The organism is Sporosarcina sp. P13, from assembly GCF_002743055.1.
Lineage (GTDB): Bacteria > Bacillota > Bacilli > Bacillales_A > Planococcaceae > Sporosarcina.
This window is the reverse complement of record NZ_PDYM01000009.1, coordinates 22,012-48,675: the sequence shown is the minus strand read 5'-3', so window position 1 is coordinate 48,675 and position 26,664 is coordinate 22,012. Positions and strand designations below refer to the sequence as shown.

Sequence of the window (26,664 nt, the reverse complement as noted above, 5' to 3'; positions counted from 1 at the left end):
TACAACCTGTTTCATAACAGCTATCTTCGTTAGGTATTACTATATAACAGTACGTCGGAATTGTCAGTCCATTTTGACAAAAAGGCTTTTTAAGAGGATGAAAGAATGGTAGAATGGATGAAAAGGTTAAAGATTGGAAGGTAACTATATACAGAGGAGATTATGCAAAAATATGGAGAACAACGATATTTCTAAAAAAGTTCTACATCAATATGCTACGATTCTAGAAGATTGGGTTCCTAAAGATGCTTCCATCGCCATTGCCATTGCAGATCGGTATATTTATTATGATCCAGGCATGCATGATATTCATTTGAAGGAAGGACAGAATATCCAAACTGGAAGTATTGCGGAAGCTACAATTAAAGAACGACGTAAAGTTGAAGTAGTAATGGATAATACATTGTATGGCATGTCGTACTTCGGAATTGGTTATCCTATAGACGTAAAAGATGAACCAGGCGCCTTAATCATAATCCTGCCGCCAAACTTTCATGTGCTAAAAAGGGATCAGCTACAATTTCTTACAGGAAAGAAGGAAGATGAATGGTTCCCTATCCCTGTAGATCAAGTAACTTATATTGAAAGCCTCCATAAGAAAACATGGTTTTACACAGCTGGTGAGCAATATAATATTGGCTTTACGCTAAAAGACTTGCATCTTCGGTTACCAAAGTTTTTCTTACGTATCCATCGTTCCTACATTATTAACATGAATTGCATTGAAAAGATCTCTAGAGACTTTTCATCAAATTTAGTCATTACATTGGTCGATGGCACAGAACTGCCCGTTAGCCAAACGTATATGAATGATGTACGATCCCTTTTAGGATTTTAAATAAAAAACACGTGTGAGACGAAAAATGTCTCACACGTGTTTTTTTATAGCTTCCGTAAACTGACGTGTCCCTTTTATAGCTTCATCGTATAATGTAGCGGAAAGTTTTTCGGTCTGTTCACATGTACTTTTCCAATCTGCTGTTAACCATTCATAAGCTTTAGAAAAATGATCTGTTGCTTCATGCATTTCACCAATCGGAATCGCTACATGTTCCAAATTGGCAAGCTTCATAAAGTCGTTCACTTTATGGTGATAGCAAACTGCGATGACCGGCGTTGCGGTACAAGTAGCCAAAATCAATGAATGCAATCGAGTACCAATGACTAGATCTTGTGAAGCGGTAATCTCTAGTAAGTCTTCAGGCAATAAATTGCGATCGATAACAGTTGTACTAGCAGACTCTTTCATTAACTTTTGAATATCTTTCGTGACATCTGCATCTTGCGGAAACTTAGTCGCAAAAAAGGTGATCTCAACAGGTTGTTTAGCTGCTAAAGCATCCAGATTTTTTGCCATTCCTTCTATATAAAGCTGATAAATTTCTTCCTTGCTTTCCGGCCAGTACCCTCCATGATAATAAGGTACAGCTGTTACACCGATTTTCAATGGACGGTCTGCTGTAGTACTACGTTCCTTTTTCAATGAAAATGCGGGGTCTCCTATTACCTCAATGGACTTTTTTACGCCTACAGATTTTAACAGTTCTGCTGATTCTGGATCACGTACGGAAATACTATGCGCATGCTTACTCATATAACGAATAAACCACTTCCCTAAATCACTGCTCAGTGGACCAGCTCCACAACCATAGATCACATAAGGTACACCTGAACTTTTAGCCATCATTGCATAAGATCCGTATAAAGGCGCTTCACGTTTATATAAGTCCATTAAGATCCCGCCACCGCCAATGATCAACAAGTCGAATGTTTTAACGATCTTTTTATTTTGCAAATACGTCGCTCCAAACGTTTTAACTGCATTTCCTTTTTTATAATACAAAGGTGCACTCATCACTTGGTAGCGTTGCGCGGTTTGCTTTGGATTATTACTGAATACCGTGATCGCATCACTTGGAACTTGGAACACCGATGTCACCTGCGAAATGATACTCAGTAAAATAGCTTCATCACCGTTATTGTCATTCCCATAGTTTCCTACAATCCCTATTTTCACTGTTCATACATCCTTTTCAAATCATTTGCTACAAGTATAGCAGACTGATCTTTTTTATTGTATGTAAACGAAAGAGAGGCCCTCAAATCATATACGTTTGATTTGAAAACCTCCTTCATCTACAGCTTACAAGTGCATACTTCTATAGAGGAACGCACTGAATTGTGCACGATTTACTGGAGTACCAGGCATAAACTCGCCCTTTTCATTACCAGTTGTAATTCCATAGTTTGCCAAAATATGAATTTGCTTATATGCACCATGCTGCGGAGAGACATCTTTGAATTTATTGACCGATTCTCCTTCAAGTTTATAAGCTTTTACTAAAATCATCGCCATTTGTGAACGGGTTAACTGTCCTTTCGGGTTAAATGTCCCATCCGAATAGCCTCCTACGATATTTGCATTAGCAATCGCACTGATTTCATTATAGTAGCGATGCGATTTAGGAACATCACTGAAACTTTGTCGAGCTTCTTCGACAGGTGGAAGATTAAACGCACGACTTAAAATGACTGCAGCATGTTCCCTAGACAATGTATTTCTTGGATTGAAGTTTCCATCAGTATCCCCCGTAATCACTTGTTTGTTACGTAAGAAATAAATTTCTGTAGCATATGGATACGATAAGGGTACATCTTTGAAGAAGTCTATAATTTGACCAATATCTCCACCCGTTGGCGGTGTCGGATTAGGCGCCTCTATCGATTTCACTTCAATTGGAACCGCGATTACTTTTGTTCCTAGCGTGGCACGGACTTCTGTTATTCCAGGTTTGCTAGCTGTAAACGTTCCACTAGAAGTGATTGAACCAATCTCTTCATCTTCTACACTCCAAAGTAATTGACTTGACTGGTAAATGATCGGTTGACCCGTCGCATCTTCAGGTGTAGCTGAAAACGTAATGCTCTCCCCTGGCTTCACACTAGTAGCTGACGATTTAACTACTAACTTAGCTGGCTGATCTACTACTGTAACCGGGAATGACTGTTGCGCACGTCCATAGCTCACTTGGATGCGATCGACTCCAGCTTTAACCGCTTTATACGTCAAACCAGTACCTTCCACTGTACCGTTGGAAGACGTAGTGACTATTTGTGATGAATTAGGAACGATTGGATTGTAGTACGCATCGAGTACGTGATTAATTTTTAAGTCAGCTGTTGCTCCTACTAGCATCTCGCCCACTTGCTGACGGGATACATTAAGTATATTCGCTTCCCCAGTCGGTGCTGTGCTGATCGCTTCTACAATGGCCGAGATATTTCGTTGACTAGAATTCGTAGTTCGATTGGCTAGTACTACCGTATTACTTCCGTAGTTCCGGATTCCCATCGTGGTCGAACCGCCACCATCAAAGTTTAACGCGCGGTCATACCCCTGGGATACTAAATAATTAGCAAATTGAGTAAGCGTCATACCATTGCTATAACCTGCACGTGAATCCACTGTTACTAAATGTACTTGCTTCTTATCTTTACTAATAGCTATAGCGGTTCTAGCTGTGAGAGCAGTTGCGCGCCAATTCGTTGTATCCATCGTAATATGCCGTTTTCCATCTTTTACAAGCATCGGGCCACTTGCCATCATAAACTCAGAGTCTTTCCATTGATCATCAATGGATAATGTTAAGGACACATCATCTCCAACAGTAAGAGATTTGAAGCGATCCAAGCCTTTCTTACCGTGGACTGATAAAACAAAACCATTTGGAGGAATTGCTACTGATTGCTTATCCCCATAACCTCGTACGTTAACGACTTTTCCTTGAAGCTGTTGTCCGTAATGAGTAGACGTTACAGGTGCATTCGTTTCCACGACGATTTCAATCCCGAATTCATTGGAGCCTGTACTATTCTTATCATGCTGTGGCGTAAAGATAATCGTCTCATCTGCTTGACGTTCACGATTGATACCTGTCATTTGATAGACATTACCTTTTGCACCTATTTCAATACCTAGGTTAAAATTATCGATTTCTGCTAAACCATTGCTCGTTACGCCGAAAGCGATTGGGTGACTCACATAGTAAGCGTTAGAACTAGAGATTACACCACCGTTGACGATTTCATTTCCTTCCGAAAGTAAGTACATCGGCATGCCGGTTTTCATGTCAAAGAAAGACGCATTGACAGCGCCTACGACACGATGACCTTCTCTTGAATCGCGGTTTGCGAGTGTCAATGTAGGAGCTGTTTTCGATAAAGGCGAAGGCACGCCCATTTTCAACTTTGTGTAAGGATCACTTAGGTTGATTGAGAGATGATTGATATGGCTACTTGCTGAATATGTATAGTGGGAATAATTAACGCCTGAGGAAACTGGGTAACTAGCGACAGTTTTTGTGCTGGCTGATGCACCTAACGGCAAAGATAGCAACATCGCTGCAGACATCGCAGTGATTGCAACTTTCCGCTTGGTTCGTGACAGCAAACTACTTTGTTTGATAAAGCAACTCCACCTTTTCTTTTCTATATCACTATATAGTCTACCAAACCGATCATAGGATTACTATCTGTCGTTTGAACGAGAAAAGTAAAAAAGAAGAAGCTGCAATTTAGGATTTGATGAGTGGTCCGGGATTTTCGCTACAGAAGGGGACGCGTTCCGGAGGGCGTGGCTTGAGCTTCCTCGTCCGCTAGCGCTACCTGCGGGATCTCAAGGCGCACGCTGATCCTCCCGGAGTCGCCCCTTCTTCCGCTTCAATCCTACACTAAGACTATAATTAATTTTAGAATTGATTGTAGTTTTCAAGTAACTAGGTATCTGTTTCTTTACTTTTTAAGTTCAAATGAAAAACCTAAGTCAAGAGCTGAAAATACCCCTCACTTACTAAAGGCGAATACACTAGTGAAGCGTAGTGTAAGGCGGCGACTCTGGGAGGATCAGCCCGACAGGTGAGACAACCAATGAGCGTAGCGAAGGTTGGCTCATCGCGGGCCCTCCAGAACGCGTCCGCCTGGAGCGCAGTGAAACGGTAACCTTCCCACTCCGTCACATTTCATCATAAGAAAAAACTACGAACGGAGGTTATCCGTTCGTAGTTTTGGATTGTTGTTCTTGAAGTTTTGAAAACGCGACAAATGCACCTAGTAAGATGAAGTAGAACAAGGTGTACATCTTCAGTTCCCAAATATTATAGTACATACCTGAGACGCCTGTGGAAAACCATAGGGCGATCATAAAGGCACCGAAATTCGTCTTTCGTGCTTTCCAGAAGGACCACAGCATACTCAGTAAGAACAGGGCGAAGATGAGGACACCGATCACTCCCGTTTCCGTAATGACTTGAATGTACTGATTATCTGAATAGAAATACTTCCCGCCATAGATATCCGAACTGATACCGTAATGATCATAGATTGGAGAACCGTACGAGAGTGTGGCGGAACCACCAAACGAACCGAATCCAGTTCCTGTTACAGGATGATCGCTAAAAATCTCAAAGCCTTTTCGAATATAAAAGAATCGACCACTTTCCGTCATCAGCGCTAAGTTCTTCTCATCGAACGTCTCACCGAAACGCCCTCCAATACTACCAGTAGTTGGCGTCTGAACTTTATCCTCAACACTTAGTTCCTGCACATATTGCACAGCGAAGTTTACCGGATAATAAATTAAGATTATAGATGTGACACCCGCTACCACTAGACGTTTTAGTAAATACCATTTTCTCGTCATAACGATGAACACCACACCGAAAATCAATGCTGAAATCCAAGTACCTCTAGAATAGGTCAATACAAGAATTCCTAGGAATAGAACGAGCAACACCCGGAAAGTCCACTTGTATTTATTGTCCTTGTAAATATGCTGTAAGTAAATAAGGCCCACGATACCGAAGAATAAAGACAAGGCCAACGAGTTTGGATTACCCGCCAATCCGTAAATACGTACAAAGTTTGTAGCGGATAGCACTTTATACTTCCACTCTTCTGGTAAAAGAAATTGGCGTAATGATAGTTTCTCAACTAATCCATGAAGCGACATAACAATATTCGTCCACACAGTCACCCATGCAAGATCTTTCAACCATTGATTTGTAAGTGTCATTCTAGCAATAATATAATACAACAAATACATTATGATGAATGTACGAATTTGGAAGATTATCGCTGTAGGCGTTACATCATTGAGTAGACCTATAATCGATCCAAATAGAATGAAAGCAAAGAAACTCCATTCAAACCATTTAAACGTAAATAACGCGCGAATATTGCGTCTGTACTGAAACAGCGTCCACGCAAATACTACAAAAATGATTAAATCTCCTATCAATTTTAGTCCACTATTTACTTCTATTAAAAATGGTCGGATATTGACGTAGATCACCAAGAACAGAAGACTCTGCTGCGGTTGTAAAAACGCGAATATGACAAAAAATAAGGCCGTTCCGAGTAATGCTATTTTCGAAGGCAGCAGCAAAGCAATCGTCATAACTGCTACTGCAATCAGTAATGTACTTGTAGATTGTTTTTCCAATCGCTGAATCCATTTATTCATTAGACTTTAAAACCCTTTCTGCGCTTGCGTGTTCCTTGTTGCATTATATCACTATCTAGGACAGAATTGTGAAAGCTTTCGTTGCATCTTTTCGAATTCATCCATTTTTTTTAAAGGCTAGAGGATTGAATCTCCTTATGGTATGAATCTGCCAATATGACAAACGCAACTTACTAAGCCCGCTACTTTCTGATACAATTATAGTATATTTATAGAGGGGGTTTTGAGTTGAAAAGATGGATTGCATCATTTCTATTGTTGCTTCTACTAGTTTCTCCATTGTTCACGTCAGTTGCAAGTGCCAATGATTTCAGCGGCCATCAAATGAAAGAGGAACTGACATTTTGGGTCAATAAAGGCGTCATCCAAACTGATGCGAAAGGAAATGTTTATCCGAATCGAGCGATCACACGAGGAGAGTTCGCTTCTTACCTAGCGCGATCCCTTGCACTGCCCGTATCGACGAAGTACACATTTAAAGATTTACATGCGAACCAGTCACGTACGATTGAAATTCAAAATGCGGCGGGTGCTGGTATTTTAGGTGGTTATCCAGACGGTACATTCAAGCCGAGTCAACAGATTACTAGACAGCAAATGGCAGGTATGATTTTTAAGGCATTCCGCTACTTGGATATTAGCGTTAATTCAACACTCGTCCCGTTTAAGGATAGTAAGAGTATCTCATCGAATTTTGTCGGAGCTGTATCGGCTGCGTCTAATTTACATATTATTCGAGGAGACAACGGTTATTTCAAGCCAAAAAGCAATGCAACAATTGCCCATGCATCAGCGTTCTTATATAGAATGTTCGCAGTTACTAACCAAAGTGGATCACCTGTTCCAGTGCCTCCTATAGTGGATAATGAAAATCCAAAAGTACATAAGGTTAGTACCATTTCAAACAGCCAACTACATGTTACAAACGATGCCTATAGCAGTTTTGCGAATGCATTAGCTGCTTACAATGCATCATCTGTGATCCAAACCATTTCAATCAACAATAAAATAATCAAAATGAAGTCTGGACAAGTGTTTGCTGCGGAAAATCCAAAGCAATACACGTCCCTTTATAGTGACACCGCATTGAAAAATGAAGTGACATATGTTCAAAAAGGACATGAACTGGAGTATATCGGAAGTAGTGATGAACGTGTAGTTGTAGGAGTAGGTGGATATACATATTACGCAAAACATGCAGAAGTCGACTTGGTGCCGACACAACTGTCTAAAGGCTCAAGCTACTACATAGTAACGAACGACGGCCTACTCGTACATTACCCGTACTACCGAACATTCGATACGAAGAGTAAACAATATTCCGGAAGATATACAGCGTATACTGTGGGACCTGCTTCCCCTACTATGAAAAAAGGACAGACGTATACAAGTAACGACGGTGTTCATTTTAAAGAGCAAGGAAACGGACAAGCGGTAACCTACTATCCATACTTCCAATTCCAATCCGTGCGTAAACCTTCTTCTTATACAGCAGCAGAATTAAATCTTTTTATCATGAATGCGTTAGATGCTAGAGAAAAAACAGGTATCGCACGTTATAAGGCGGCAAAAACAAAGTCAAAACTCATCGGACTTGGTTCGTATGCTAAAAAGATGGAAGAGTTACACAATGTTAATGCTATGTTCATTTTAGCCACTGCCATTCATGAAAGTGATTTTGGTATGAGTGCCAATGCACAAAACAAAAATAATATTTTCGGCATTCGCGTATTTGATTCTTCGCCAGAAAAAGGTGAATTCTATCAAAATCCTACGAAAAGTGTCGATGCATTCATTACTCGATATATCAATTTGAATTACGCCAATCCGTTTGGTGCTTATGCGAATGGAGCCGCTCCTGGAAACAAGGCAGTTGGTTTCAATATGAGATACGCCTCTGATCCATACTGGGGGAGCAAAATTGCCGGACATATGTGGAGAATTGATCAATTCCTAGGCAATAAAGATGCGAATCAAGCAGAACTTGCATTTATTTCGTATACCGGCACAACGAATGTCAATATACGGACAAGCCCTACATCAAACAAACGCAATAATATTTTATTTGCATATAAAGCTAAACATCCGGGTGAAATGTCCGCATTCGGTTATCCTCTCGTAATCCTAGACCGTGCAAAAGACGAAGATGGCTATGTGTGGTACAAAGTACTGGCCGACACCAACCCAGAATACATGAAACCCGCCGAACGTTATGGTTGGATCCATTCTAATCTCGTCACTGTAATCAAATAAAGTAAGTAACAGAAAAACACCATCTCCACTAGCAGAGATGGTGTTTTTAGTATTACAATGCGTCTGTATGTTCCTTACCTGCTGGAAGTAAGTTAGACATATTGATTCGCTGTAAACCTACTTTAATCTTCGTTGTGTAGCCTTGTTTCGTCTTATTCAAATAACCTGCTTTTGAACGAATCATTCGCTCAAAGACTTTGGCTTTTGATTGGTCTACTTTTGACCACATTTCATACGAATGAATCAAATCTTCCAATGTTAAATGAACATAATCTCTTCCAATAAACTGTCCATCCGGTGCACGTTTGTACCAAATATCACCGTCACTCCGAATCCACTTCTTCTCTTCTGTCCGAATCGCCTTTTCAATAGCGCTGGCGTTCTCTAAATAGACAGGGTTCTTAAATTCTTGGTATGCCAACAACAGGATATTCATCCCACCAAGCAAGTGGTTCATGGAAGTATGTGTTCGAACTTGCTGTCTCGTTGGAAAATAATCAGGAATATAGTAGGCTGTACTTGACAACGCACTGACATTGCCGCTCTTATGCTGCTGTACGAGTAAATTTGCGTAATTTTTCAAGCCCTCATTATAATCTTTATGTCCAAATGCATTTCCACCATTATAGAGGAATAATGCAATTTGTTCATTAAAGCGTGTATCAACGAATGGTGCCGTAATGTTATACAAGTGTTTCAAATACGTACTCGTCACTTCGGTTTCCCAATACGGTTTACTCCCTCTAAAAATTGTTAAGTTCGTGAATGCGTTATGGAGTATATCTTCATAAAATCGTTCTTGTGTTTGATTATAAAGAAGCATGACACGATCTTCTTTCACTAACAATAAATTCCGACCATATCCCCTGCCTGAAGCGGGCATTGGTTCAATTGTAGTCGCCATTTTATTATACGGACCATTCGCTGTGTACCACTTATTACGTTTCTTATAATACGTAACGGATTCACGTATCCACGCATCCATCCGTTCATTCGTAGAGAATAATTTCTCCGCAGATGCTAAATACCATTGATCGACTACATCATAGCCACGTGAGTATAGCTGATAAATGGATACGCGATTTGAACCCATCAAAATATTGCTATAAGAATCTCTCTCTTCTTGTAACTCACGTGTATGACTCGTTGCACCGTTAGGGTATCTCATCTCTAATTCACGTGAACGATACGATTTCGCAATCATCTGTTGACCCGTACCTTGAGAGGTTATCGTTTCAAGTACACCAATTGGTGAAGTAGCAATATCGAAACCGAACGTTTCATCAATGTCTTTTTTTATCGGATATTTACTATAAGACTCTAAACGCATCGATTCGATATTTTCTTCCACTTGCACTAAATCTACACGGATCGGCATTCGGTCAGGGTTTCGTAACTCGACAAACACAAAATAGTCACCATTTGGCAATTCACGTTTTGTTACGGTCACTCTCGTATTTTTCATATCACTCACACCATAAATGTAGATCCGGTCTGTAGCATGCGCATGCTGCTTTACGCGTTGTGCACTTAACTGCAAATAATTATTTGAACGTAAGAACGTTTGACTATTGTCTGATAATGGAACTTTTACAAGCTTCTGTTCAAATCGTATCGGTTCAAATTTTCCTGTTGTTTGTGGTTTATTGAATTTGATTGATTCTTTCTCATCTAACATACCCGTCTGGATCATCGCTCTATGTAAAAACACTACAAATGATCCTCGAGTTACAGGGTCTTTAGGAGCAAATGAACCATCTTCTTTACCTGTTGTAATTTTATGTTGCATCAGAACTTTTACACCATACTTATGCGATTCACTAATTTTATTATCATCCGTAAAACGAACTTCTTCTCCGGTATCTTTTAATTTAAATGCCTTAACCAATACACTTGCCATTTGTTCTCTCGTTAAGTTATCGCTAGTTCCAAACGTGCCATCGGGTTTACCGCCAAAAATTCCCGCTTGATAAGTAGCCATCGCTCCACGTAAATTTGAAGATTTTGAGCTTACATCTTTGAAAATCGGCTGATAAGGGGCATCTGGTAAATCTAACGCAACCGTTAATAGATTAGCCGCTTGCCCACGGACAATACTAACACCTGGGCGGAATTGTAGATCTTGGTAGCCATTGATAATTCCCTCATCTACTAGGCGAGTCACTTCATCTTTAGCCCAAAATTCATTGCTGACATCGGAAAACCGCTGATTTTGCACTTCTGCTTGTGCAGTAAGTAAGGGAAAGTTAAGATACACTAATAGGGCAACTATAATAGAAAAGAGTATAATGCTATTGTTTGTTTTTGCTGAAATCACCACGTTAAAAATTCAACTCCATTTACTGTATTTCTTTGTCGTAGTATGTATAACCCCTCGCTAATTATAGCATAAGAACACAATCAAAACGTATATAAATATCCTCCCGGCAACTACGCAGCCTATAGACGTAGATTAAAGAAAAAAGTTTCAAATACTTTTTGGGGAAATAGGAAAAGGCTGTCACAGAAAGGCATTTTTCAATGACTTCCTGGACAACCTTCTATATTATGCACGCTGCTTTTCGTACGCAGCAATTTGATCTTCATATTGGAATGTTAATGAAATTTCGTCCCAACCGTTAAGCAACATCTTTTTATAATATGGATCTATATCGAAGCTATAGACTGTACCATCTTCTCCTGAAACTGTTTGCTCTTCTAAGTTAACCGTCAATTGGTATGGAGCATTTTTACCTTTAGCTAAAAATTCATCCACTTCAGCAACAGTTAATTTAATAGGCAAGATTCCATTTTTGAAACAGTTGTTATGGAAAATGTCTGCAAAGCTTGGTGCAATAACAACACGAAAACCATAGTCAAGAATAGCCCACGGTGCGTGTTCACGCGATGAACCACAACCGAAATTATCATGTGCTACAAGAATTGTTGAACCATCAAAGCGTGGATCGTTTAACACAAAATCTTCATTCTTTGAGCCATCCGCATTAAAGCGCCAGTGATAGAATAAAAACTCGCCAAAACCTGTACGTTCAATTCGCTTCAAAAACTCTTTTGAAATGATTTGGTCTGTATCTACATTATTTTTATCTAATGGTGTAAGAACACTCACTATTTTATTAATCGGTTCCATCTATATACCCTCCTCAATTATGCACAGCTGCACTGATTTTGCGTACATCTACGAAATGTCCGGCAATAGCAGCGGCTGCAGCCATTGATGGGCTGACTAGATGCGTGCGAGCTCCAGCACCTTGGCGCCCTTCAAAGTTTCGGTTTGAAGTCGATGCACAGCGTTCTCCAGCTGGTACAACGTCATCATTCATTGCAAGACACATACTGCATCCCGATTCTCTCCACTCGAATCCTGCATCTATGAAAATTTGATCCAGACCAATGTCTTCGGCTTGTTTTTTCACCGTACGTGAACCTGGAACTACAATTGCTGTCACTGAAGGATGAACTTTCTTCCCATTCACTACATCAGCTGCTGCCTGCAAGTCACTTAAGCGAGCATTCGTACATGAACCGATAAAGACATGCTGAATATCGATTGATGTTAACGGTTGACCTTCTTCTAAGCCCATATACTCTAAAGCCGAACGAAGTCCAGACTTCTCAGTTTCAGACGTATAATCAGCAGTTGTTGGAATTTTAGCAGAGATGCCAGAACCCATAGATGGATTTGTTCCCCACGTAACGAATGGTTCGATTTCTTCTGCATTGATTTCCAATACTTGATCAAACTGTGCGCCTTCGTCAGTGTTTAACGCAAGCCAACGTTCAGCTGCTTCTTCAAACTCTTGACCTTGTGGAGCGTATCGGCGACCACGTAAGTATTCAATCGTCGTTTCATCCGGTCCAATTAAACCTGCTTTAGCTCCTGCTTCAATCGACATATTACAAATTGTCATGCGCTCTTCCATCGATAGTCCACGGATTGCTTCTCCTGTATATTCTACGATGTGACCAGTTCCTACACCAATACCGAATTTGGAGATGATTGCTAAGATAATATCTTTTGCCGTTACACCAAAACCAATTTTCCCAGTTACACGAATTTCCATTGTTTTTGGTTTGTTCTGCCATAGAGTTTGTGTAGACAAAACGTGCTCTACTTCACTCGTTCCAATTCCAAAAGCAATTGCACCAAACGCTCCATGTGTAGACGTGTGGCTATCCCCACAAACAATCGTTTTACCAGGCTGTGTTAATCCTAGTTCCGGACCGATAATATGAACAATTCCCTGATCTGGATGTGACATATCTGCTAATTGAATACCAAACTCTTCACAGTTTTTTTCTAACGTCATTATTTGTTTTTTTGCAATTGGGTCGTTAATAACCGGTAAGTTTTTTGTTGGAACATTATGATCCATAGTTGCAAAGCAAAGATCTGGTCTTCGCACTTTACGATTCGCTAGACGTAAGCCCTCAAATGCTTGCGGTGATGTTACTTCATGTATTAAATGAAGATCGATATAAAGCAAATCTGGCTTTCCCTGTTCTTCGTAAACTATATGTTGATCCCATATCTTCTCTATAATTGTTTTAGCCATAATAGTTTCTCCTTCCAAGCCATTACCTTTATTCATTATATATACGAGTACATGATGCTGTTGGATACGAACTGAAGATCTAGTTCATCTATAATTTTATCTGTCCATTCTTTCGTAGATAATGGACGTTGGTCTTTGCTTGCTAAATCTGCTGTGAAATGGCCTTCTTCAAATACTGTATTAACAGCTTTCTCTATAGCTGTTGCTTCTGTTTCTAATCCGAATGAATACTTCAGCATCATCGCAACTGAAAGTATAGTTGCTGCCGGATTGGCAATTCCTTGTCCTGCCACGTCCGGAGCTGATCCGTGTACGGGCTCGTATAGGCCCAATCCGTCGGAACGAACACTTGCTGAAGGCAATAGTCCAAGTGAACCTGTAATAACAGATGCTTCATCACTTAAGATATCTCCAAACATATTCTCAGTAATAATGACATCAAAATACGCTGGATTCGTGATAAGTTTCATTGCAGCAGAATCGACTAATTGATGTTCCACTTGTACATCTGGATAATCTGCTTTCTTCTCATCCACGATTTTTCTCCAAAGCTTACTAGACTCGAGCACATTCGCTTTGTCCACAGAAGTTACTTTGCCTTTACGTACACGGGCAAGTTCGAAACCTTTGTCGACAATGCGTTCGATTTCTTCACGCGTATACACTAACGTATCCACTGCAGATTGATCTGTATGGTGGCTCGGTTTTCCGAAGTATAATCCACCAGTTAATTCCCGAACAATCATCATATCTACTTCCTTGATGATCTCTTCTTTTAGAGGAGAAGCTTGGATCAAAGAAGGAACAGCTGCAACAGGACGAAGGTTTGCAAATAGATCAAAATGTTTACGTATTGCAAGCAACCCTTTTTCCGGCCGTAATTCAGATGGATTTTGATCCCATTTCGGGCCTCCAACTGCACCTAAGAGAATGGCGTCACTTGACTCACATAACTCAATTGTCTCTTTTGGAAGTGGATCATTTTTCTCATCAATAGCCGCTCCACCAATTAATCCATACTCAGTATGGAATGTATGGTTAAAGCGTCTACCAATTACCTCCAACACTCGAACTGCCTCTGCTACTACCTCGGGTCCTATGCCGTCGCCGGGTAATACTGCTATTTTCTTTTCCATAGAACTTCTCCCCCTTGATCAATCTCGTATCATCCAATCGAATACTCTGTCCCTTTGTTGCTTACTTATTAATTAAGTAACTCTTGTTTACGTAATCGTTCACGAACCAACTGACGATTGATAGCGTTTAAATAAGCTTTTGCTGATGCTTCTAAAACATCTTGCGCAACATCACGGCCTTTCAACTCAAGTCCGTTATAGTTTAAGTTCACTACTGCTTCGCCAAGTGCATCGCGACCTTTACCAATCGAAGTCACACGATAATCCAAAATAAGTACTTCGCCTTTGATGACCAATTCTAACGCATTGAAAATTGACTCAACAGAACCTGCTCCAGTAGTAGCAACTGTTACAGTTTCACCGTTCGGTACAGTCGCTGTCACTGTAGCTGTCGGTATATTGTTTGTGCCATATTGTACTTGAACATTATGCAATTCATAGATTGGTGTATCCGTATCCGCTAATTGTTGTCCAGTAAAGAGTACAAACAAATCGTCTTCTGTAATTTCTTTTTTACGGTCTGCTAGTTTTTTGAAGTCAGCAAATGCTTCATTTAATTGTTTATCATTTAGTTCAAAGCCCATGCTAATTGCACGATCCTTGAATGCATGACGGCCTGAGTGTTTACCAAGTGCTAATGGCATATCCACTTCACCGATTAGTTCAGGTGTAATGATTTCATATGTTTGACGGTTTTTCAGCATGCCATCTTGGTGGATACCAGATTCATGTGCAAATGCGTTTTTACCGACAACTGCTTTGTTTGGCTGGATAACAACTCCTGTCAAACGACTAACCAATTGGCTTGAACGCTTGATTTCTTGTAAGTTGATACCCGTTTCCATGTTGTAGAAGTCTTTACGAATATGCATAGCGACTGCAATTTCTTCCAAAGAAGCATTTCCAGCACGCTCACCAATACCGTTAATTGTACATTCTACTTGGTCTGCACCGTTCTCAATTGCTGCGATTGAGTTAGCAACAGCCATTCCTAGATCATCATGACAATGCGCTGAAAGTTTTACTTTTTCTACTCCTGTAACGTTCTCTTTCAAATATTTAAATAGAGCACCGTATTCTGCAGGTGTTGCATAACCTACAGTATCTGGAATATTAATCGTTGTAGCTCCAGCTGCAATAACTTGATTGATGATTCGTACTAGGAATTCAGGTTCTGATCGGAAAGCATCTTCTGCTGACCATTGAACGAGAGGGAAATATTGTTTTGCATACTTAACTGCATCCACTGCACTAGTAATCACTTCATCAGGAGATTTTTTTAATTTATACTCCATATGAATTGGTGATGTTGCTAAAAATACATGGATATGCGGTTGTTCTCCACCACGTAATGCTTCCCATGAAATATCAATATCACTCTTCATCGCTCTTGCAAGACCTGTAACTGTTGAATTTTTCACAGTATTGGCAATGCGTTGAACGGCTTCGAAATCGCCTGGGGATGAAGCAGGAAATCCTGCTTCAATAACTGCTACCCCAAGTTTTTCTAGCTGACGAGCGATCTCAATTTTTTCTACTGTATTTAGATTAATACCTGCAGATTGCTCACCGTCGCGAAGAGTTGTATCGAAAAAATCAATTTTTCTCACTCGCTACCACTTCTTCCTCTTTTGATTTAGCCCCTTCATTAATGAATGGCATCATAGAACGAAGCTTTTGCCCAACAACTTCGATTTGGTGCTTAGATTCTGCTTCTTCGATTGCATTGAACTTCGGACGACCGTTTTTGTTTTCTTCGATCCATTCCTTAGCAAATTTACCTGATTGAATGTCTGTAAGGATATCTTTCATGCGTGCTTTTGTATCTGCATCCACAACACGTGGTCCAGAAACGAAATCGCCCCACTCTGCAGTGTCAGAGATTGAATAACGCATTCCAGCCATTCCGCCTTCGTACATCAAGTCAACAATTAGCTTTGTTTCATGCAATGTTTCGAAATATGCTAGTTCTGGCTGATATCCAGCTTCTACAAGTGTTTCGAATCCAGCTTTTACTAGTGCAGTCAATCCACCACAAAGTACTGCTTGCTCTCCGAATAGATCTGTAACAGTTTCTTCTTCGAAAGTTGTTTCCAATACGCCACCACGTGCAGATCCGATACCTTTTGCATATGCAAGAGCGATATCTTTAGCTTGACCAGTTACGTCTTGGTAGATAGCAAATAGTGCTGGAACTCCGCCGCCTGCTTCAAACGTTCTGCGTACAAGGTGTCCTGGTCCTTTAGGAGCTACTAGGAATACATCAACGTCAGCTGGTGGTTTGATTTCGCCGAAGTGTACGTTGAAACCGTGAGCGAATACAAGTGATTTTCCTTTTGCAAGAGCTGGTTCAATTTCAGCATCGTAAACTGCTTTTTGGTTTTCGTCTGGAAGCAAGATCATAATCAAATCTGCTTTTTCAGATGCTTCTTTAACAGATAGTGCTTCTAGTCCGTCAGCTTTTGCTTGATCGAATGATTTACCAGCACGAACTCCTACTACTACGTTGAAACCAGAATCTTTCAAGTTACGAGCGTGTGCGTGACCTTGTGAACCGTACCCGATGATTGCAATTGTTTTACCTTCTAATAGTCCTTCATTGATATCCTGGTTGTAATACATTTTTGTCATTTTAATTTCCTCCTAAGTGTGTGTGTAAAATTATTGTTTCAAGATCGACAACTGTGGTGCTTGAACTTTTTGCATATCTCGGGCAAATGCCGTTGCGCCAGTTCGTGTTAATTCTTTGATGCCATATGGTTTCAGCAAATCGATAAATGCCTCGATTTTATCTGGGTCACCCGTTACTTGGTACGTTACTACATTCTTTCCGGAATCAACAATTGTTGCTCGGAAAGGTTCAACAATACTATTCATTTCAGAACGGATCTGCGGTGGTGAGATCACCTTTACTAAAGCTAGCTCACGCAACACAATCGCTTTGTCTGTTATATCTTTAACTGTAATAACATCAATCTGCTTTTGCAGCTGTTTTACAAGTTGTTCAATTTTGTTTTCGTCTTCCACGTGAACTTGGAATGTCATTTTGGAACGATTCGGTTGTTCAGTTGGTCCGACGGTAATACTTTCAATATTGAATTGGCGTTTCATGAGAAGTCCCGTTACACGGTTTAATACGCCGCTCTGATTGATTACTGTTACTGTAATAATTCGTTTCACTGTGGACTCACTCCAATCATATCTTGTATACCTTTACCTGGTGCAACCATCGGGAAGACATTTTCTTTTTGTTTTACCCGGCAGTCGATCAAGACAGGTTCATCAGATAATAACGCTTCTTCAAATACTTGTTCCGCTTCTTCTAGCGTATGGATACGGTATCCTTTGATATCAAAAGCTTCTGCTAGTTTAAGGAAGTCAGGTTGTACTGGAACTAGTGACTGGGAATAACGTTCTTCATAGAAAGTTTCCTGCCACTGACGTACCATTCCAAGTGCGCCATTATTTAAAATAATGATTTTCACCGGAATTCGCATTTCCTGAAGTAACGATAATTCTTGCGCTGTCATCTGGAAGCCAGCATCTCCAACTACTGCAATTACAGTCTCCTTCGGTCTAGCCAGCTGTGCGCCAATAGCTGCTGGGAAACCAAAGCCCATTGTTCCTAGTCCACCAGAAGTCACCCAATTATCTGGGTTATTGAAACGATAGTATTGTGCTGCCCACATTTGGTGCTGACCAACGTCCGTAGTGACGATTGCATCACCTTTTGTTACCCGATGAACGATTTCCAACGCTTGTTGTGGTAACAACTCATTTTCATCTTTGTTGTACCATAATGGATACTTCTCAGATGAATTATCCAAGTATTCTATCCATTCCTCTGTGTTGGGGGATTTGAAGTCTGCTTTTAGCAAAGCGAGCAATGCTTCTTTAGCATCAGATACAATTGGAATTTCAGTCGGAACGTTCTTACCAATTTCAGCTGGATCGATATCTACATGAATCACTCGAGCATTTGGTAAGAAGTGGTCTAAATTCCCAGTCAGTCGATCATCGAATCGAGCTCCGATATTCAGCAATACATCACATTCAGTCAATCCATAGTTCGCCGTTGCTGTTCCGTGCATACCCGCCATTCCATAGAACAATTCGTGATCACCATGAATTGTTCCTAGACCTAGCAACGTATTGACTATAGGAATACGATGAGTTTCGACAAATTTTTTCAATTCTTCCGTACCACCTGCGTGAAGAACACCTGCTCCCGCAAGAATCATTGGCTTTTTGGCGATAGAAAGAGCTTTCGCAGCTTTTTGAATTTGCATATAATTCGGCATCGTAGTTGGCTGATAACCTGGTAAATTCACTTCTTTATTCTCTGTTTCAACAGGTACAAAGACGTCCACCGCTACGTTTTTCGGAATATCGACAACTACTGGTCCTGGTCTTCCCGTTGATGCAATATGGAATGCTTCACGAATAATGCGTGGTAGCTCCGATACATCTTGCACTTGGTAATTATGTTTCGTGATTGGCTGTGTAATACCGATGATATCAGCTTCTTGGAACGCATCCGAACCAATTACTGTACTGGCAACCTGTCCTGTAATAACGACTAGTGGAAGTGAATCCATCATTGCATCTGTAATACCCGTTACTAAGTTCGTCGCTCCAGGTCCTGACGTCGCGATAACTACACCTGTTTTTCGGGAAACTCTTGCATATCCTTCAGCTGCATGAATCGCCCCTTGCTCGTGACGTGCTAAAACGTGTGGAATCGGATCGTTGTATAGCGCATCATAGATCGGAAGAACTGCTCCTCCAGGATATCCAAAAATCACTTCTACATTTTGTTCTTTTAACGCTTGGATTAAGATTGCAGAGCCATCTGCTGGCTTCTTTTTTGATTGATCCATAGGCATCGATGCAGTTACAGTCTGTTTTTCTTGTACTTCAGCACTCATACTGAACTCCCCCTTGAAATTTTCAACTTTCTATTGGTCACTGACGTTTTCCCCTAAAAAAAAACCTTCTCATCCCACGCAAAGAATTCTTATTCCTCACATAGGGATGAAAAAGCTTTCATGGTACCACCCTAGTTCGTGACAATTGTCACCTTATGAAAAAGTAAGTCGAAACTTAACTTTTTCATTGATAACGAGCCCTAATACCGAGCCCGAGACTACCTAATCGGCGTACCTTTTAGCAGTCCACTCCGAGGGGATGTCGTAAATAGTTGTATTGCCGGCTTCCAGCACCACCGGCTCTCTGTGAATACAAGTTTCTATCTACTTTAACCTCATCAACGTTTTATATATTAGATTTTCATTACGCCGCCAGTACTGGCTGATGTAACTAGTTTGGAATATCTAGCTAGATACCCTTTTTTAATTTTCGGTTCAAATGGTTTTAATCCTTTGCGTCGTTCAGCAAGTACTTCATCGGATACAACTAACTCGATTGTACGGTTTGTCAAATCGATTTCGATGATATCTCCGTTTTCTACAAGTGCGATAGGTCCGCCTGCTGCAGCTTCTGGTGAAATATGTCCGATTGAAATCCCTCGAGATGCTCCAGAGAAACGGCCATCTGTAATAAGAGCTACTTCTTTACCAAGCCCTTTACCCATAATCGCAGAAGTTGGTGCCAACATTTCTGGCATTCCCGGTCCGCCTTGTGGTCCTTCATATCGAATAACAACTACATGGCCTGCTTTCACCGTGTCATTGTCGATATTTTCTTGCGCTTCTTCCTGTGAATCAAAGACAATCGCTTCTCCCCTAAATTCTTTTATAGAAGGATCAACTGCTCCGACTTTAATGACTGAACCTTCAGGAGCAATGTTACCAAAGAGAATGGATAAACCACCAACAGGACTATATGGATTATCTTTCGTTCTTATTACTTCTGTATTTTTAATTTCATGTCCAGCGACATCTTCTGCTAACGTCTGACCTGTGATTGTAATACGATCTTTGTGAATCGCTCCGTCAATTTTACATAATTCATTGATAATTGCGCTCACACCACCGGCTAGATGAATGTCATGCATCGAATAATCAGATGCTGGCATGATTTTCGATAAATATGGTACCCGTTTGGCTACTTCGTTTACGTCTTCAATATTATAATCAATTTCTGCTTCATGCGCGATTGCTAATGTGTGGAGTACGGTATTAGTCGAACCACCCATAGCCATATCAAGCGCGAAAGCATCATCTATTGTTTCTTTCGTAATAATATCGCGAGGTTTAATATCGTTTTCAATACAATCCATTAAATGCTTTACTGCCTTCTTGATGAGCTTATGACGTTCATTTGAAGTGGCAAGAATTGTCGCATTTCCTGGCAATGCCATTCCTAGCATTTCCATTAAACAGTTCATGGAGTTTGCAGTAAACATTCCGGAACACGATCCACATGACGGACATGCATTCTCTTCAATGTCTAGCAGTTCTTCAGCGGTCATTTTCCCGCTCTTATAAGCTCCAACACCTTCAAATACAGATGTTAATGAAAGAGTCTCACCCGTTGAGGATACGCCTGCTTCCATCGGTCCGCCTGAAACGAATACAGAAGGAACGTTCGTACGAACTGCTGCCATCAACATACCTGGTGTGATCTTGTCACAGTTGGGTATATAGAAGACACCATCAAACCAGTGTGCATTAATGACTGTTTCTGCAGAGTCTGCAATCAGTTCACGACTTGGAAGTGAATAGCGCATACCAATATGCCCCATCGCAATCCCATCATCAACACCAATCGTGTTAAATTCAAACGGAACACCGCCCGCTTCCCAGATCGCTTCTTTTACTACTTCAGCAAATTTATTTAAATGCACATGGCCTGGAATAATATCTATATAGGAATTACATACGCCTATAAATGGTTTGTGCATATCTTTAGTTTTTACACCTGCTGCATATAATAAGCTACGATGTGGTGCACGATCGATTCCTTTTTTAATCATGTCACTTCTCATTGCAATCTCTCCTAAACTAATTGAATCCATCAATTACTAAATTATATAAACCACACTCAATTGAATATTCTGACTAGCTAGTGAAATGTTTCACAGCTATGAACTATGTTGTTGTTATCATATCTTGTATAAGATTAAAGGTCAACTGTATTTTAAAAGTTTTTAAGCAATTGTGACTAACAGAAAACTAGTGAACACGCTTACAAACGTGATATATCGCGATATATTGCATATCAAAGATAGTGAAATTTTTTTATTTTCTTTGCAGTTTTTTTGTCTGAATTGCAATAGTTGATACAAAACAAAAAAACATATCTTAGACTATGAATCAGTCCTCTTAGATTTCTAACACCTGAAAACGACTTTTCTAAAGTAAATGCATTCAAACTACTCCCATCTTCCGGAAATCACTTTACTTTACTTAGATTCAATTTATTTACTACTAAGTGGGATTTTTACTCTTTAAAAACACTTCCTTCTATTAGAGTGTAACAATTCATCGAGATGACCAGTTGCGAATTTCATGTTGCTTCTATTTCTCAACAATAGAACCTAATTCACACTAAACATTTCGACAATTTCCGACAATTGTATTTTTGTTTATAACTCTATACACATTATCCACCCCAAACTATGGGCATTTCACCGTACTATGCACAAACCACTCACAGCTTATCCACTATCAATGTGGACAACACGAACGATTGTTCTTTTGAAAAGCATCTGGTAATATCATTTATAACATCTTGAGAAGTTACTACAAGATGCAGGCATTACATTCAGTTCAAAGGAGGCGGTTCTACTATGCTTGAGTTGTCAGATCATTTGCTGCTCTATTCTTACCAACAAGCGCGAAGACTCGATTTAAATCAAGAGTTTATCAAACTGTTAGAAATAGAAATACAGAAGCGTGCCTTAGAATCGATGCAGCTATCTCACTAGCCTTCTCTTTCGTTACTTCGGATATATCTGAGATTCCTCAGATATATCCTTTTTAATTGGACTAATTCGCGGTGTTATATACTTTTCGAAATAAGATCAAGCGCCTTACAATAGTTTTTAGGTACTTTACATTACGATGGTCTATTTGATAGATAGGAGATTATGTAAGGAATGAAACACCCAGTCAGCTAATCAAGCTAGGACAAAACTCAATAAATATAAAAAGCCGCATGAAGCCAAGTTATATACCCTTGGTTTCATGCGGTTTTAGTTTTGTTTTTTTTGGTTAAGATAGAGCTTTTAACCCTACAACTCCAAAAACGATTAAGCATAAGCTAACGATTCGGCCTGTACTTTTTGATTCACCGAAGAAAATCATGTTAATTATTACAGCGCCTGCAGTGCCTACACCAATCCATACTGCATAAGCTGTACTCACTTGAAGAAACTTGAAGGAATTATAGAGTAAGAAGAAGGCTAATCCGAATCCGCCGTAATATAATAAGGCATTTATAGCATTTTTCTTCTCACTATATTTTTTTAACCCGATAACGCCAACAAACTCACTTAGGGCTGCTAACAACACCAAGATCCACCCCATGGCCCTCCACTCCTTTCCGCGCTTTCTTTTCATCAAGTCCATCTGCAACTTTCAAACCTGCTACACCAATGACTAATATGAAAATGAAGAATACTTTTCCTAAACTAATATGTTCGCCGAAGAACATAACATCCATTAATGAAGTACCAACCGTTCCAATTCCGGCAAATACCGCGTAAACAGTCCCTGTCGGCAAACCTTCACATGCTTTTGATAGAAAGTGAAAGTCTATAAAAATAAACACTACAATGAAAATCCAATGCCACCAGTGAGTAGCAGTATTAAATCCAAAAATCCATACTAATTCAAAGAAACTTGTTAAGGCTACGTAAAACCAAGCTTTACTCATATAAATTCCTCCAATTTATTTCCATGTCCATTTGACTGACTGTCATTCATTTTATCGTAAAAGCTAACATTTAGCTATGCTAGCTTTTTAAAGTTTACTTTTTTATCGTTTGAAACTGCAATGCATGTGTCAAAAAGTCTAATACTTCTTCCTTTTGACGATCCGCTTCACTTTCATCATGGTGTGCGTATAAAAATACTTGTTCTGCAGTGGATTCGATGAGACCTATAATGATCTTCGCTGTACGTTCTGGTTTGATTGACTGCCGTACAGCACCTTCTTTTTTAGCTGCTTCAAGCTTTTCGCTAATCCATTGATAAAATGGTGCGTAGACTGATTCCCATTCTTTAATATGTTCTGTGGAAGCTAATCCTGAATAAATGACTGCCAATATCTCATAATACTCTTTGTTTACTTCATATATAGCATCTACCATTTGTTCAAATTGTTTTGGGTATGTTGCTCGTTCATCCACTGTGTGCTTCACAATTTCCATCGTTTTCGCGACCATCACTTCAGCGATAGCTGGCATCAAAGCTAGCTTTGATGGAAAGTATAAGTAAAAAGTTCCTTGCGCAATTCCGGCACGCTTGACGATATCAGAGATCTTCGTCTTCTCTATCCCCTGCTCTTGGAATACTTCTATAGCTGAATGAATTATCGCAGTTTTTTTTCCCAATGAACTTCCCACTTTCTTTCTATATATTTTCAATAGTATATCTCAAATATTTTTTTTAACAACTTATAGCTTAGCACAAAAGGGCTTATCTTTAGCTGTAAATGAAAACGCCTACTATCTTCAAACAGTACAGTAGGATCAATTCAATAAGTATACAATCATCTTTGAAGGGATTTAGATAAAAATTACTTTTTCCGACAACCGCAGCAGAACACTTTATTTACCTTCAGGTGTCTATAGGCAGCCTGATATATTTTGGGTATCTATTTATTCACTAACCTTTGCCAGCATGTTTTTACATGTTGACAAAGGGGTATGGTAGATATACTAACTACTAAAGATATGAGAGGAGGCAAAGAAATGGACGGTATCAACAATAAGACATTTATAGGTGTGTTTTATAACGATTCGGATCTTCTTGATAAAATTGAAGAACTTAAATTATCTGGTTACCTTGATGATAACATTTACGTAATTGCAAAGAATGAAACAGATATAACTATGTTACGAAGTCGTACTGCAGCTGATGTGCATGCCGCATATGATTCTTGGGCAGATCGTTTTATGGGATTCCTGACTGGGGAAAACCATATTAAGCAAATGATGTATGGCGTAGGGATGGATGACGAACAAATCAATCGCTACTACGAAGATGTACAGCATGGCGGTATGTTGCTTTATGTAGATGAGGGCTGGGCATTCAGCGTTTATTCAAAAGATAAACCGTTCTACACAAATTTCTCGAGTATTCAAGATACGAAACAACGAGTACGGTACTTTGACGAAACCGAGCCTTCTTACGGTGGATACGAACCGTTGAAAAATCCTGCACATCCAGAAGTTTTAGCAGCTTCAAATAAAATGAATGCTATCACAGACTATGAAATCCCTTCCAACACTACTGATTCTGTATTAGCCAATCCTATCATCGAAGAAACCCCAAGTGACTTTCCAACTAGTTAATTTACAACCAAGCCAGCATCCTCTACGGACTGCTGGCTTTCTAATATTACATTTTGTTTACAATGGTCGAATTTTGTAATCTCTTCTTAATATGAACGTAATGTTTAGCTCCTTACTAGTCATGTAAGATGTTACTTATAGTTTAAGAGCAACATAATTTATTCTGAAGGAGAGTCAGTATGAAAAAGATGTTTGTTTCAATTTTGATGGCTACAATTATGATTATGGGCTTTACAGGAGGAAGTGCTGATGCAGCTAGTAAAGCAACAGCAAAAAGTGGTGTATACATAACAACACATAATACAAATGTCCGTGCGGATGCGGGGACTACACATAGAATAGTCTTCACGTTAAAAAAAGGCACACGAGTTAATTTGACACATCAAAAGTATGCAGGTAAACAACTATGGTACAAAGTAAAAATCAATGGCAAAAAAGGGTATGTACTTAGTTCGCTTTTGAAGAAATCTACTGCTAAAGCAGTTGCATCATCTACACCCGAAAAAAGCAAGTCAGGTATTGTTAAAACGGCCATGAACTTAAGAGGTATTCCTTACCGCTTCGGTGGAACAACAACAAGAGGGTTTGACTGTAGTGGGTTCATTCAATATTCATTCAAGAAAAATGGTAAGTCAATTGCAAGAACAACGACTGGCCAATATAAGCAATCAGCTAAAATTAAGTCGCCAAGACCTGGAGACCTCGTTTTCTTCCACAATACATACCGCAAAGGAATTTCGCATGTAGGAATTTATATCGGTAATAATAAGTTTGTTCATGCTGGCGGAAAAAAATCAGAAGTTGTTAGTTTGAGCAACCCCTATTGGAAATCTAAATTCAATAGCTTTAGAAGAATCTAATGAACAAGAGGCTGGGACAAGACCTCAAAAATGCATGAAGGAATTCTCCTTCATGCATTTTTCTTTTTATCTGCTCATTAATAAACGTATCTTTTTTAAGATACGGGAGTGTAGGGGAACGGCCTATTTTCTAGTAATGTCCCAACCCCTTTATTCTACAGAATGCATTCTACCCTTTTCATCTATCTTCATTGTATTTTAATAGTATACAATTTGCAGATTACCGTAATGTTACAGTATTTTATAGTAGCATCACAGAGCCAGATATAAAATAGACCATTTTTATTACGTTTCAAAAAAACTTTCTAATTTAGTTGTTGATCATCATAGTCTTCACATATTCATGATACAATCCACATATGAAAAAATTACTTGTGCTTTTCTTATTGCTTACAATTTTAACTGGCTTGGCTATTTCATCAAGTCAATCGTATGAACAACAATCTCTTGTTTCAACACTAAAACAAATACTACCTGGCGAGCCTGGTAAGACCACATTATCCTCCCTAGAGTTTTCCTATTGGAATCGTATAATATCTGTTGAAGAGCGTGGCTACTATCATTTTGTGGAGTTTTTAATTCGAAAAACCGCCCATTTCCTGACGTTCGGATTTTTAGCACTTGTCATTTACTGGCTATGGCCAAAGCGGAAAGGACGTCTATTAGGCGCAGCCCTTCTTACACTCATCCTAGCTTGTGCCGATGAATTGCATCAATCTTTCACTGGTGGTCGAACGGCAACGATGCAAGATGTCTATTTAGATATGGCGGGAGCGCTCACCTTTTTGTTTCTGGCAGCCGCTTTTCACTTGATCCAAGATGTAAGAAAAAGATAAGTGTCCCTTGAGTTTCCAAC

General features: G+C 39.7%; 21 protein-coding genes and 1 other annotated feature. Of the genes, 6 read left to right on the top strand and 15 right to left on the bottom strand.

Translation table 11 applies throughout. From position 1 onward, the window contains the following. Window positions 1-172: 172 nt before the first annotated feature. The gene (locus CSV79_RS06610) at window positions 173-838 is read left to right on the top strand and encodes a LytTR family DNA-binding domain-containing protein (protein WP_099688253.1); all 666 of its coding nucleotides are present in this window, start codon (window positions 173-175) and stop codon (window positions 836-838) included. A 30-nt stretch (window positions 839-868) separates the two neighbouring features. On the opposite strand, the gene CSV79_RS06605 is transcribed toward CSV79_RS06610, so the two are convergent. From CSV79_RS06605 to CSV79_RS06595, 3 genes are all read right to left on the bottom strand, one after another. After that, the gene (locus CSV79_RS06605; protein WP_099688252.1) at window positions 869-2,017 is read right to left on the bottom strand and encodes a polysaccharide pyruvyl transferase family protein; all 1,149 of its coding nucleotides are present in this window, start codon (window positions 2,015-2,017) and stop codon (window positions 869-871) included. 126 nt (window positions 2,018-2,143) lie between these two features. After that, window positions 2,144-4,450 carry an S-layer homology domain-containing protein gene (locus CSV79_RS06600; protein WP_099688251.1) on the bottom strand — a complete coding sequence of 769 codons (2,307 nt, stop codon included), beginning with the start codon at window positions 4,448-4,450 and terminating at the stop codon, window positions 2,144-2,146. A 597-nt stretch (window positions 4,451-5,047) separates the two neighbouring features. Then, window positions 5,048-6,520: an O-antigen ligase family protein gene (locus tag CSV79_RS06595; RefSeq protein WP_099688250.1), complete on the bottom strand. Its 1,473-nt coding sequence runs from the start codon at window positions 6,518-6,520 to the stop codon at window positions 5,048-5,050. A gap of 228 nt (window positions 6,521-6,748) precedes the next feature. On the opposite strand from CSV79_RS06595, the gene CSV79_RS06590 reads away from it, so the two are divergent. Further along, window positions 6,749-8,773, top strand: a complete 2,025-nt coding sequence (locus CSV79_RS06590; RefSeq protein ID WP_099688249.1) for an S-layer homology domain-containing protein — start codon at window positions 6,749-6,751, stop codon at window positions 8,771-8,773. Window positions 8,774-8,825: 52 nt separating this feature from the next. On the opposite strand, the gene CSV79_RS06585 is transcribed toward CSV79_RS06590, so the two are convergent. From CSV79_RS06585 to ilvD, 9 genes are all read right to left on the bottom strand, one after another. Continuing rightward, complete coding sequence (locus tag CSV79_RS06585) at window positions 8,826-11,030, bottom strand: S-layer homology domain-containing protein (protein WP_099688294.1); 2,205 nt, start codon at window positions 11,028-11,030, stop codon at window positions 8,826-8,828. 288 nt (window positions 11,031-11,318) lie between these two features. Then, window positions 11,319-11,903 carry a 3-isopropylmalate dehydratase small subunit gene (gene leuD / locus CSV79_RS06580; protein WP_099688248.1) on the bottom strand — a complete coding sequence of 195 codons (585 nt, stop codon included), beginning with the start codon at window positions 11,901-11,903 and terminating at the stop codon, window positions 11,319-11,321. Between the two features lie 13 nt (window positions 11,904-11,916). Beyond that, complete coding sequence (gene leuC, locus CSV79_RS06575) at window positions 11,917-13,329, bottom strand: 3-isopropylmalate dehydratase large subunit (protein ID WP_099688247.1); 1,413 nt, start codon at window positions 13,327-13,329, stop codon at window positions 11,917-11,919. Between the two features lie 35 nt (window positions 13,330-13,364). Then, window positions 13,365-14,465 (bottom strand): 3-isopropylmalate dehydrogenase, encoded by a 1,101-nt coding sequence (gene leuB / locus CSV79_RS06570; RefSeq protein ID WP_099688246.1) that lies wholly within the window; start codon window positions 14,463-14,465, stop codon window positions 13,365-13,367. 68 nt (window positions 14,466-14,533) lie between these two features. Further along, complete coding sequence (locus CSV79_RS06565; RefSeq protein WP_099688245.1) at window positions 14,534-16,075, bottom strand: 2-isopropylmalate synthase; 1,542 nt, start codon at window positions 16,073-16,075, stop codon at window positions 14,534-14,536. Continuing rightward, entirely contained in the window at window positions 16,062-17,096 is a 1,035-nt protein-coding gene (ilvC, locus tag CSV79_RS06560; protein ID WP_099688244.1) for a ketol-acid reductoisomerase, read from the bottom strand. Before ilvC ends, CSV79_RS06565 begins: the two co-directional genes overlap by 14 nt. Before the next feature lie 30 nt (window positions 17,097-17,126). Continuing rightward, window positions 17,127-17,645: an acetolactate synthase small subunit gene (gene ilvN, locus CSV79_RS06555; protein WP_009765916.1), complete on the bottom strand. Its 519-nt coding sequence runs from the start codon at window positions 17,643-17,645 to the stop codon at window positions 17,127-17,129. Further along, window positions 17,642-19,393, bottom strand: a complete 1,752-nt coding sequence (gene ilvB, locus CSV79_RS06550; RefSeq protein ID WP_099688243.1) for a biosynthetic-type acetolactate synthase large subunit — start codon at window positions 19,391-19,393, stop codon at window positions 17,642-17,644. The genes ilvN and ilvB overlap by 4 nt, the downstream gene beginning before the upstream one ends. A 99-nt stretch (window positions 19,394-19,492) precedes the next feature. Next, window positions 19,493-19,744 (bottom strand) — a binding site (T-box leader). Between the two features lie 2 nt (window positions 19,745-19,746). After that, window positions 19,747-21,414 carry a dihydroxy-acid dehydratase gene (gene ilvD / locus CSV79_RS06545; protein ID WP_099688242.1) on the bottom strand — a complete coding sequence of 556 codons (1,668 nt, stop codon included), beginning with the start codon at window positions 21,412-21,414 and terminating at the stop codon, window positions 19,747-19,749. 804 nt (window positions 21,415-22,218) lie between these two features. Here ilvD and sda point away from each other — a divergent pair. Beyond that, window positions 22,219-22,356 carry a sporulation histidine kinase inhibitor Sda gene (sda, locus tag CSV79_RS06540; protein WP_099688241.1) on the top strand — a complete coding sequence of 46 codons (138 nt, stop codon included), beginning with the start codon at window positions 22,219-22,221 and terminating at the stop codon, window positions 22,354-22,356. Window positions 22,357-22,642: 286 nt separating this feature from the next. Here sda and CSV79_RS06535 read toward each other — a convergent pair whose 3' ends face one another. The 3 genes from CSV79_RS06535 to CSV79_RS06525 all read right to left on the bottom strand — a co-directional run bounded on the left by CSV79_RS06535 (window position 22,643) and on the right by CSV79_RS06525 (window position 23,985). Then, entirely contained in the window at window positions 22,643-22,957 is a 315-nt protein-coding gene (locus tag CSV79_RS06535; protein WP_099688240.1) for a DMT family transporter, read from the bottom strand. Further along, window positions 22,920-23,306, bottom strand: a complete 387-nt coding sequence (locus CSV79_RS06530) for a DMT family transporter (RefSeq protein WP_099688239.1) — start codon at window positions 23,304-23,306, stop codon at window positions 22,920-22,922. Before CSV79_RS06530 ends, CSV79_RS06535 begins: the two co-directional genes overlap by 38 nt. 94 nt (window positions 23,307-23,400) lie before the next feature. Next, a complete protein-coding gene (locus CSV79_RS06525) occupies window positions 23,401-23,985 on the bottom strand; it encodes a TetR/AcrR family transcriptional regulator (protein WP_099688238.1) in 585 nt (194 codons plus the stop codon). A gap of 360 nt (window positions 23,986-24,345) precedes the next feature. On the opposite strand from CSV79_RS06525, the gene CSV79_RS06520 reads away from it, so the two are divergent. The 3 genes from CSV79_RS06520 to CSV79_RS06510 all read left to right on the top strand — a co-directional run bounded on the left by CSV79_RS06520 (window position 24,346) and on the right by CSV79_RS06510 (window position 26,644). Continuing rightward, a complete protein-coding gene (locus CSV79_RS06520) occupies window positions 24,346-24,948 on the top strand; it encodes a YflT domain-containing protein (RefSeq protein WP_158232484.1) in 603 nt (200 codons plus the stop codon). Between the two features lie 179 nt (window positions 24,949-25,127). Then, window positions 25,128-25,808: a C40 family peptidase gene (locus CSV79_RS06515; protein WP_099688236.1), complete on the top strand. Its 681-nt coding sequence runs from the start codon at window positions 25,128-25,130 to the stop codon at window positions 25,806-25,808. 359 nt (window positions 25,809-26,167) lie between these two features. Further along, window positions 26,168-26,644: a VanZ family protein gene (locus CSV79_RS06510; RefSeq protein WP_099688235.1), complete on the top strand. Its 477-nt coding sequence runs from the start codon at window positions 26,168-26,170 to the stop codon at window positions 26,642-26,644. Window positions 26,645-26,664 lie beyond the last annotated feature (20 nt).

Coding starts and splice junctions, on each gene's coding strand:
- CSV79_RS06535 (WP_099688240.1), bottom strand. CDS start 22,957: ATGGGGTGGATCTTGGTGTTGTTAGCAGCCCTAAGTGAGTTTGTTGGC.
- CSV79_RS06520 (WP_158232484.1), top strand. CDS start 24,346: ATGGACGGTATCAACAATAAGACATTTATAGGTGTGTTTTATAACGAT.
- ilvC (WP_099688244.1), bottom strand. CDS start 17,096: ATGACAAAAATGTATTACAACCAGGATATCAATGAAGGACTATTAGAA.
- leuC (WP_099688247.1), bottom strand. CDS start 13,329: ATGGCTAAAACAATTATAGAGAAGATATGGGATCAACATATAGTTTAC.
- ilvD (WP_099688242.1), bottom strand. CDS start 21,414: ATGAGAAGTGACATGATTAAAAAAGGAATCGATCGTGCACCACATCGT.
- CSV79_RS06610 (WP_099688253.1), top strand. CDS start 173: ATGGAGAACAACGATATTTCTAAAAAAGTTCTACATCAATATGCTACG.
- CSV79_RS06515 (WP_099688236.1), top strand. CDS start 25,128: ATGAAAAAGATGTTTGTTTCAATTTTGATGGCTACAATTATGATTATG.
- ilvB (WP_099688243.1), bottom strand. CDS start 19,393: ATGAGTGCTGAAGTACAAGAAAAACAGACTGTAACTGCATCGATGCCT.
- CSV79_RS06595 (WP_099688250.1), bottom strand. CDS start 6,520: ATGAATAAATGGATTCAGCGATTGGAAAAACAATCTACAAGTACATTA.
- leuD (WP_099688248.1), bottom strand. CDS start 11,903: ATGGAACCGATTAATAAAATAGTGAGTGTTCTTACACCATTAGATAAA.
- CSV79_RS06530 (WP_099688239.1), bottom strand. CDS start 23,306: ATGAGTAAAGCTTGGTTTTACGTAGCCTTAACAAGTTTCTTTGAATTA.
- leuB (WP_099688246.1), bottom strand. CDS start 14,465: ATGGAAAAGAAAATAGCAGTATTACCCGGCGACGGCATAGGACCCGAG.
- sda (WP_099688241.1), top strand. CDS start 22,219: ATGCTTGAGTTGTCAGATCATTTGCTGCTCTATTCTTACCAACAAGCG.
- CSV79_RS06510 (WP_099688235.1), top strand. CDS start 26,168: ATGAAAAAATTACTTGTGCTTTTCTTATTGCTTACAATTTTAACTGGC.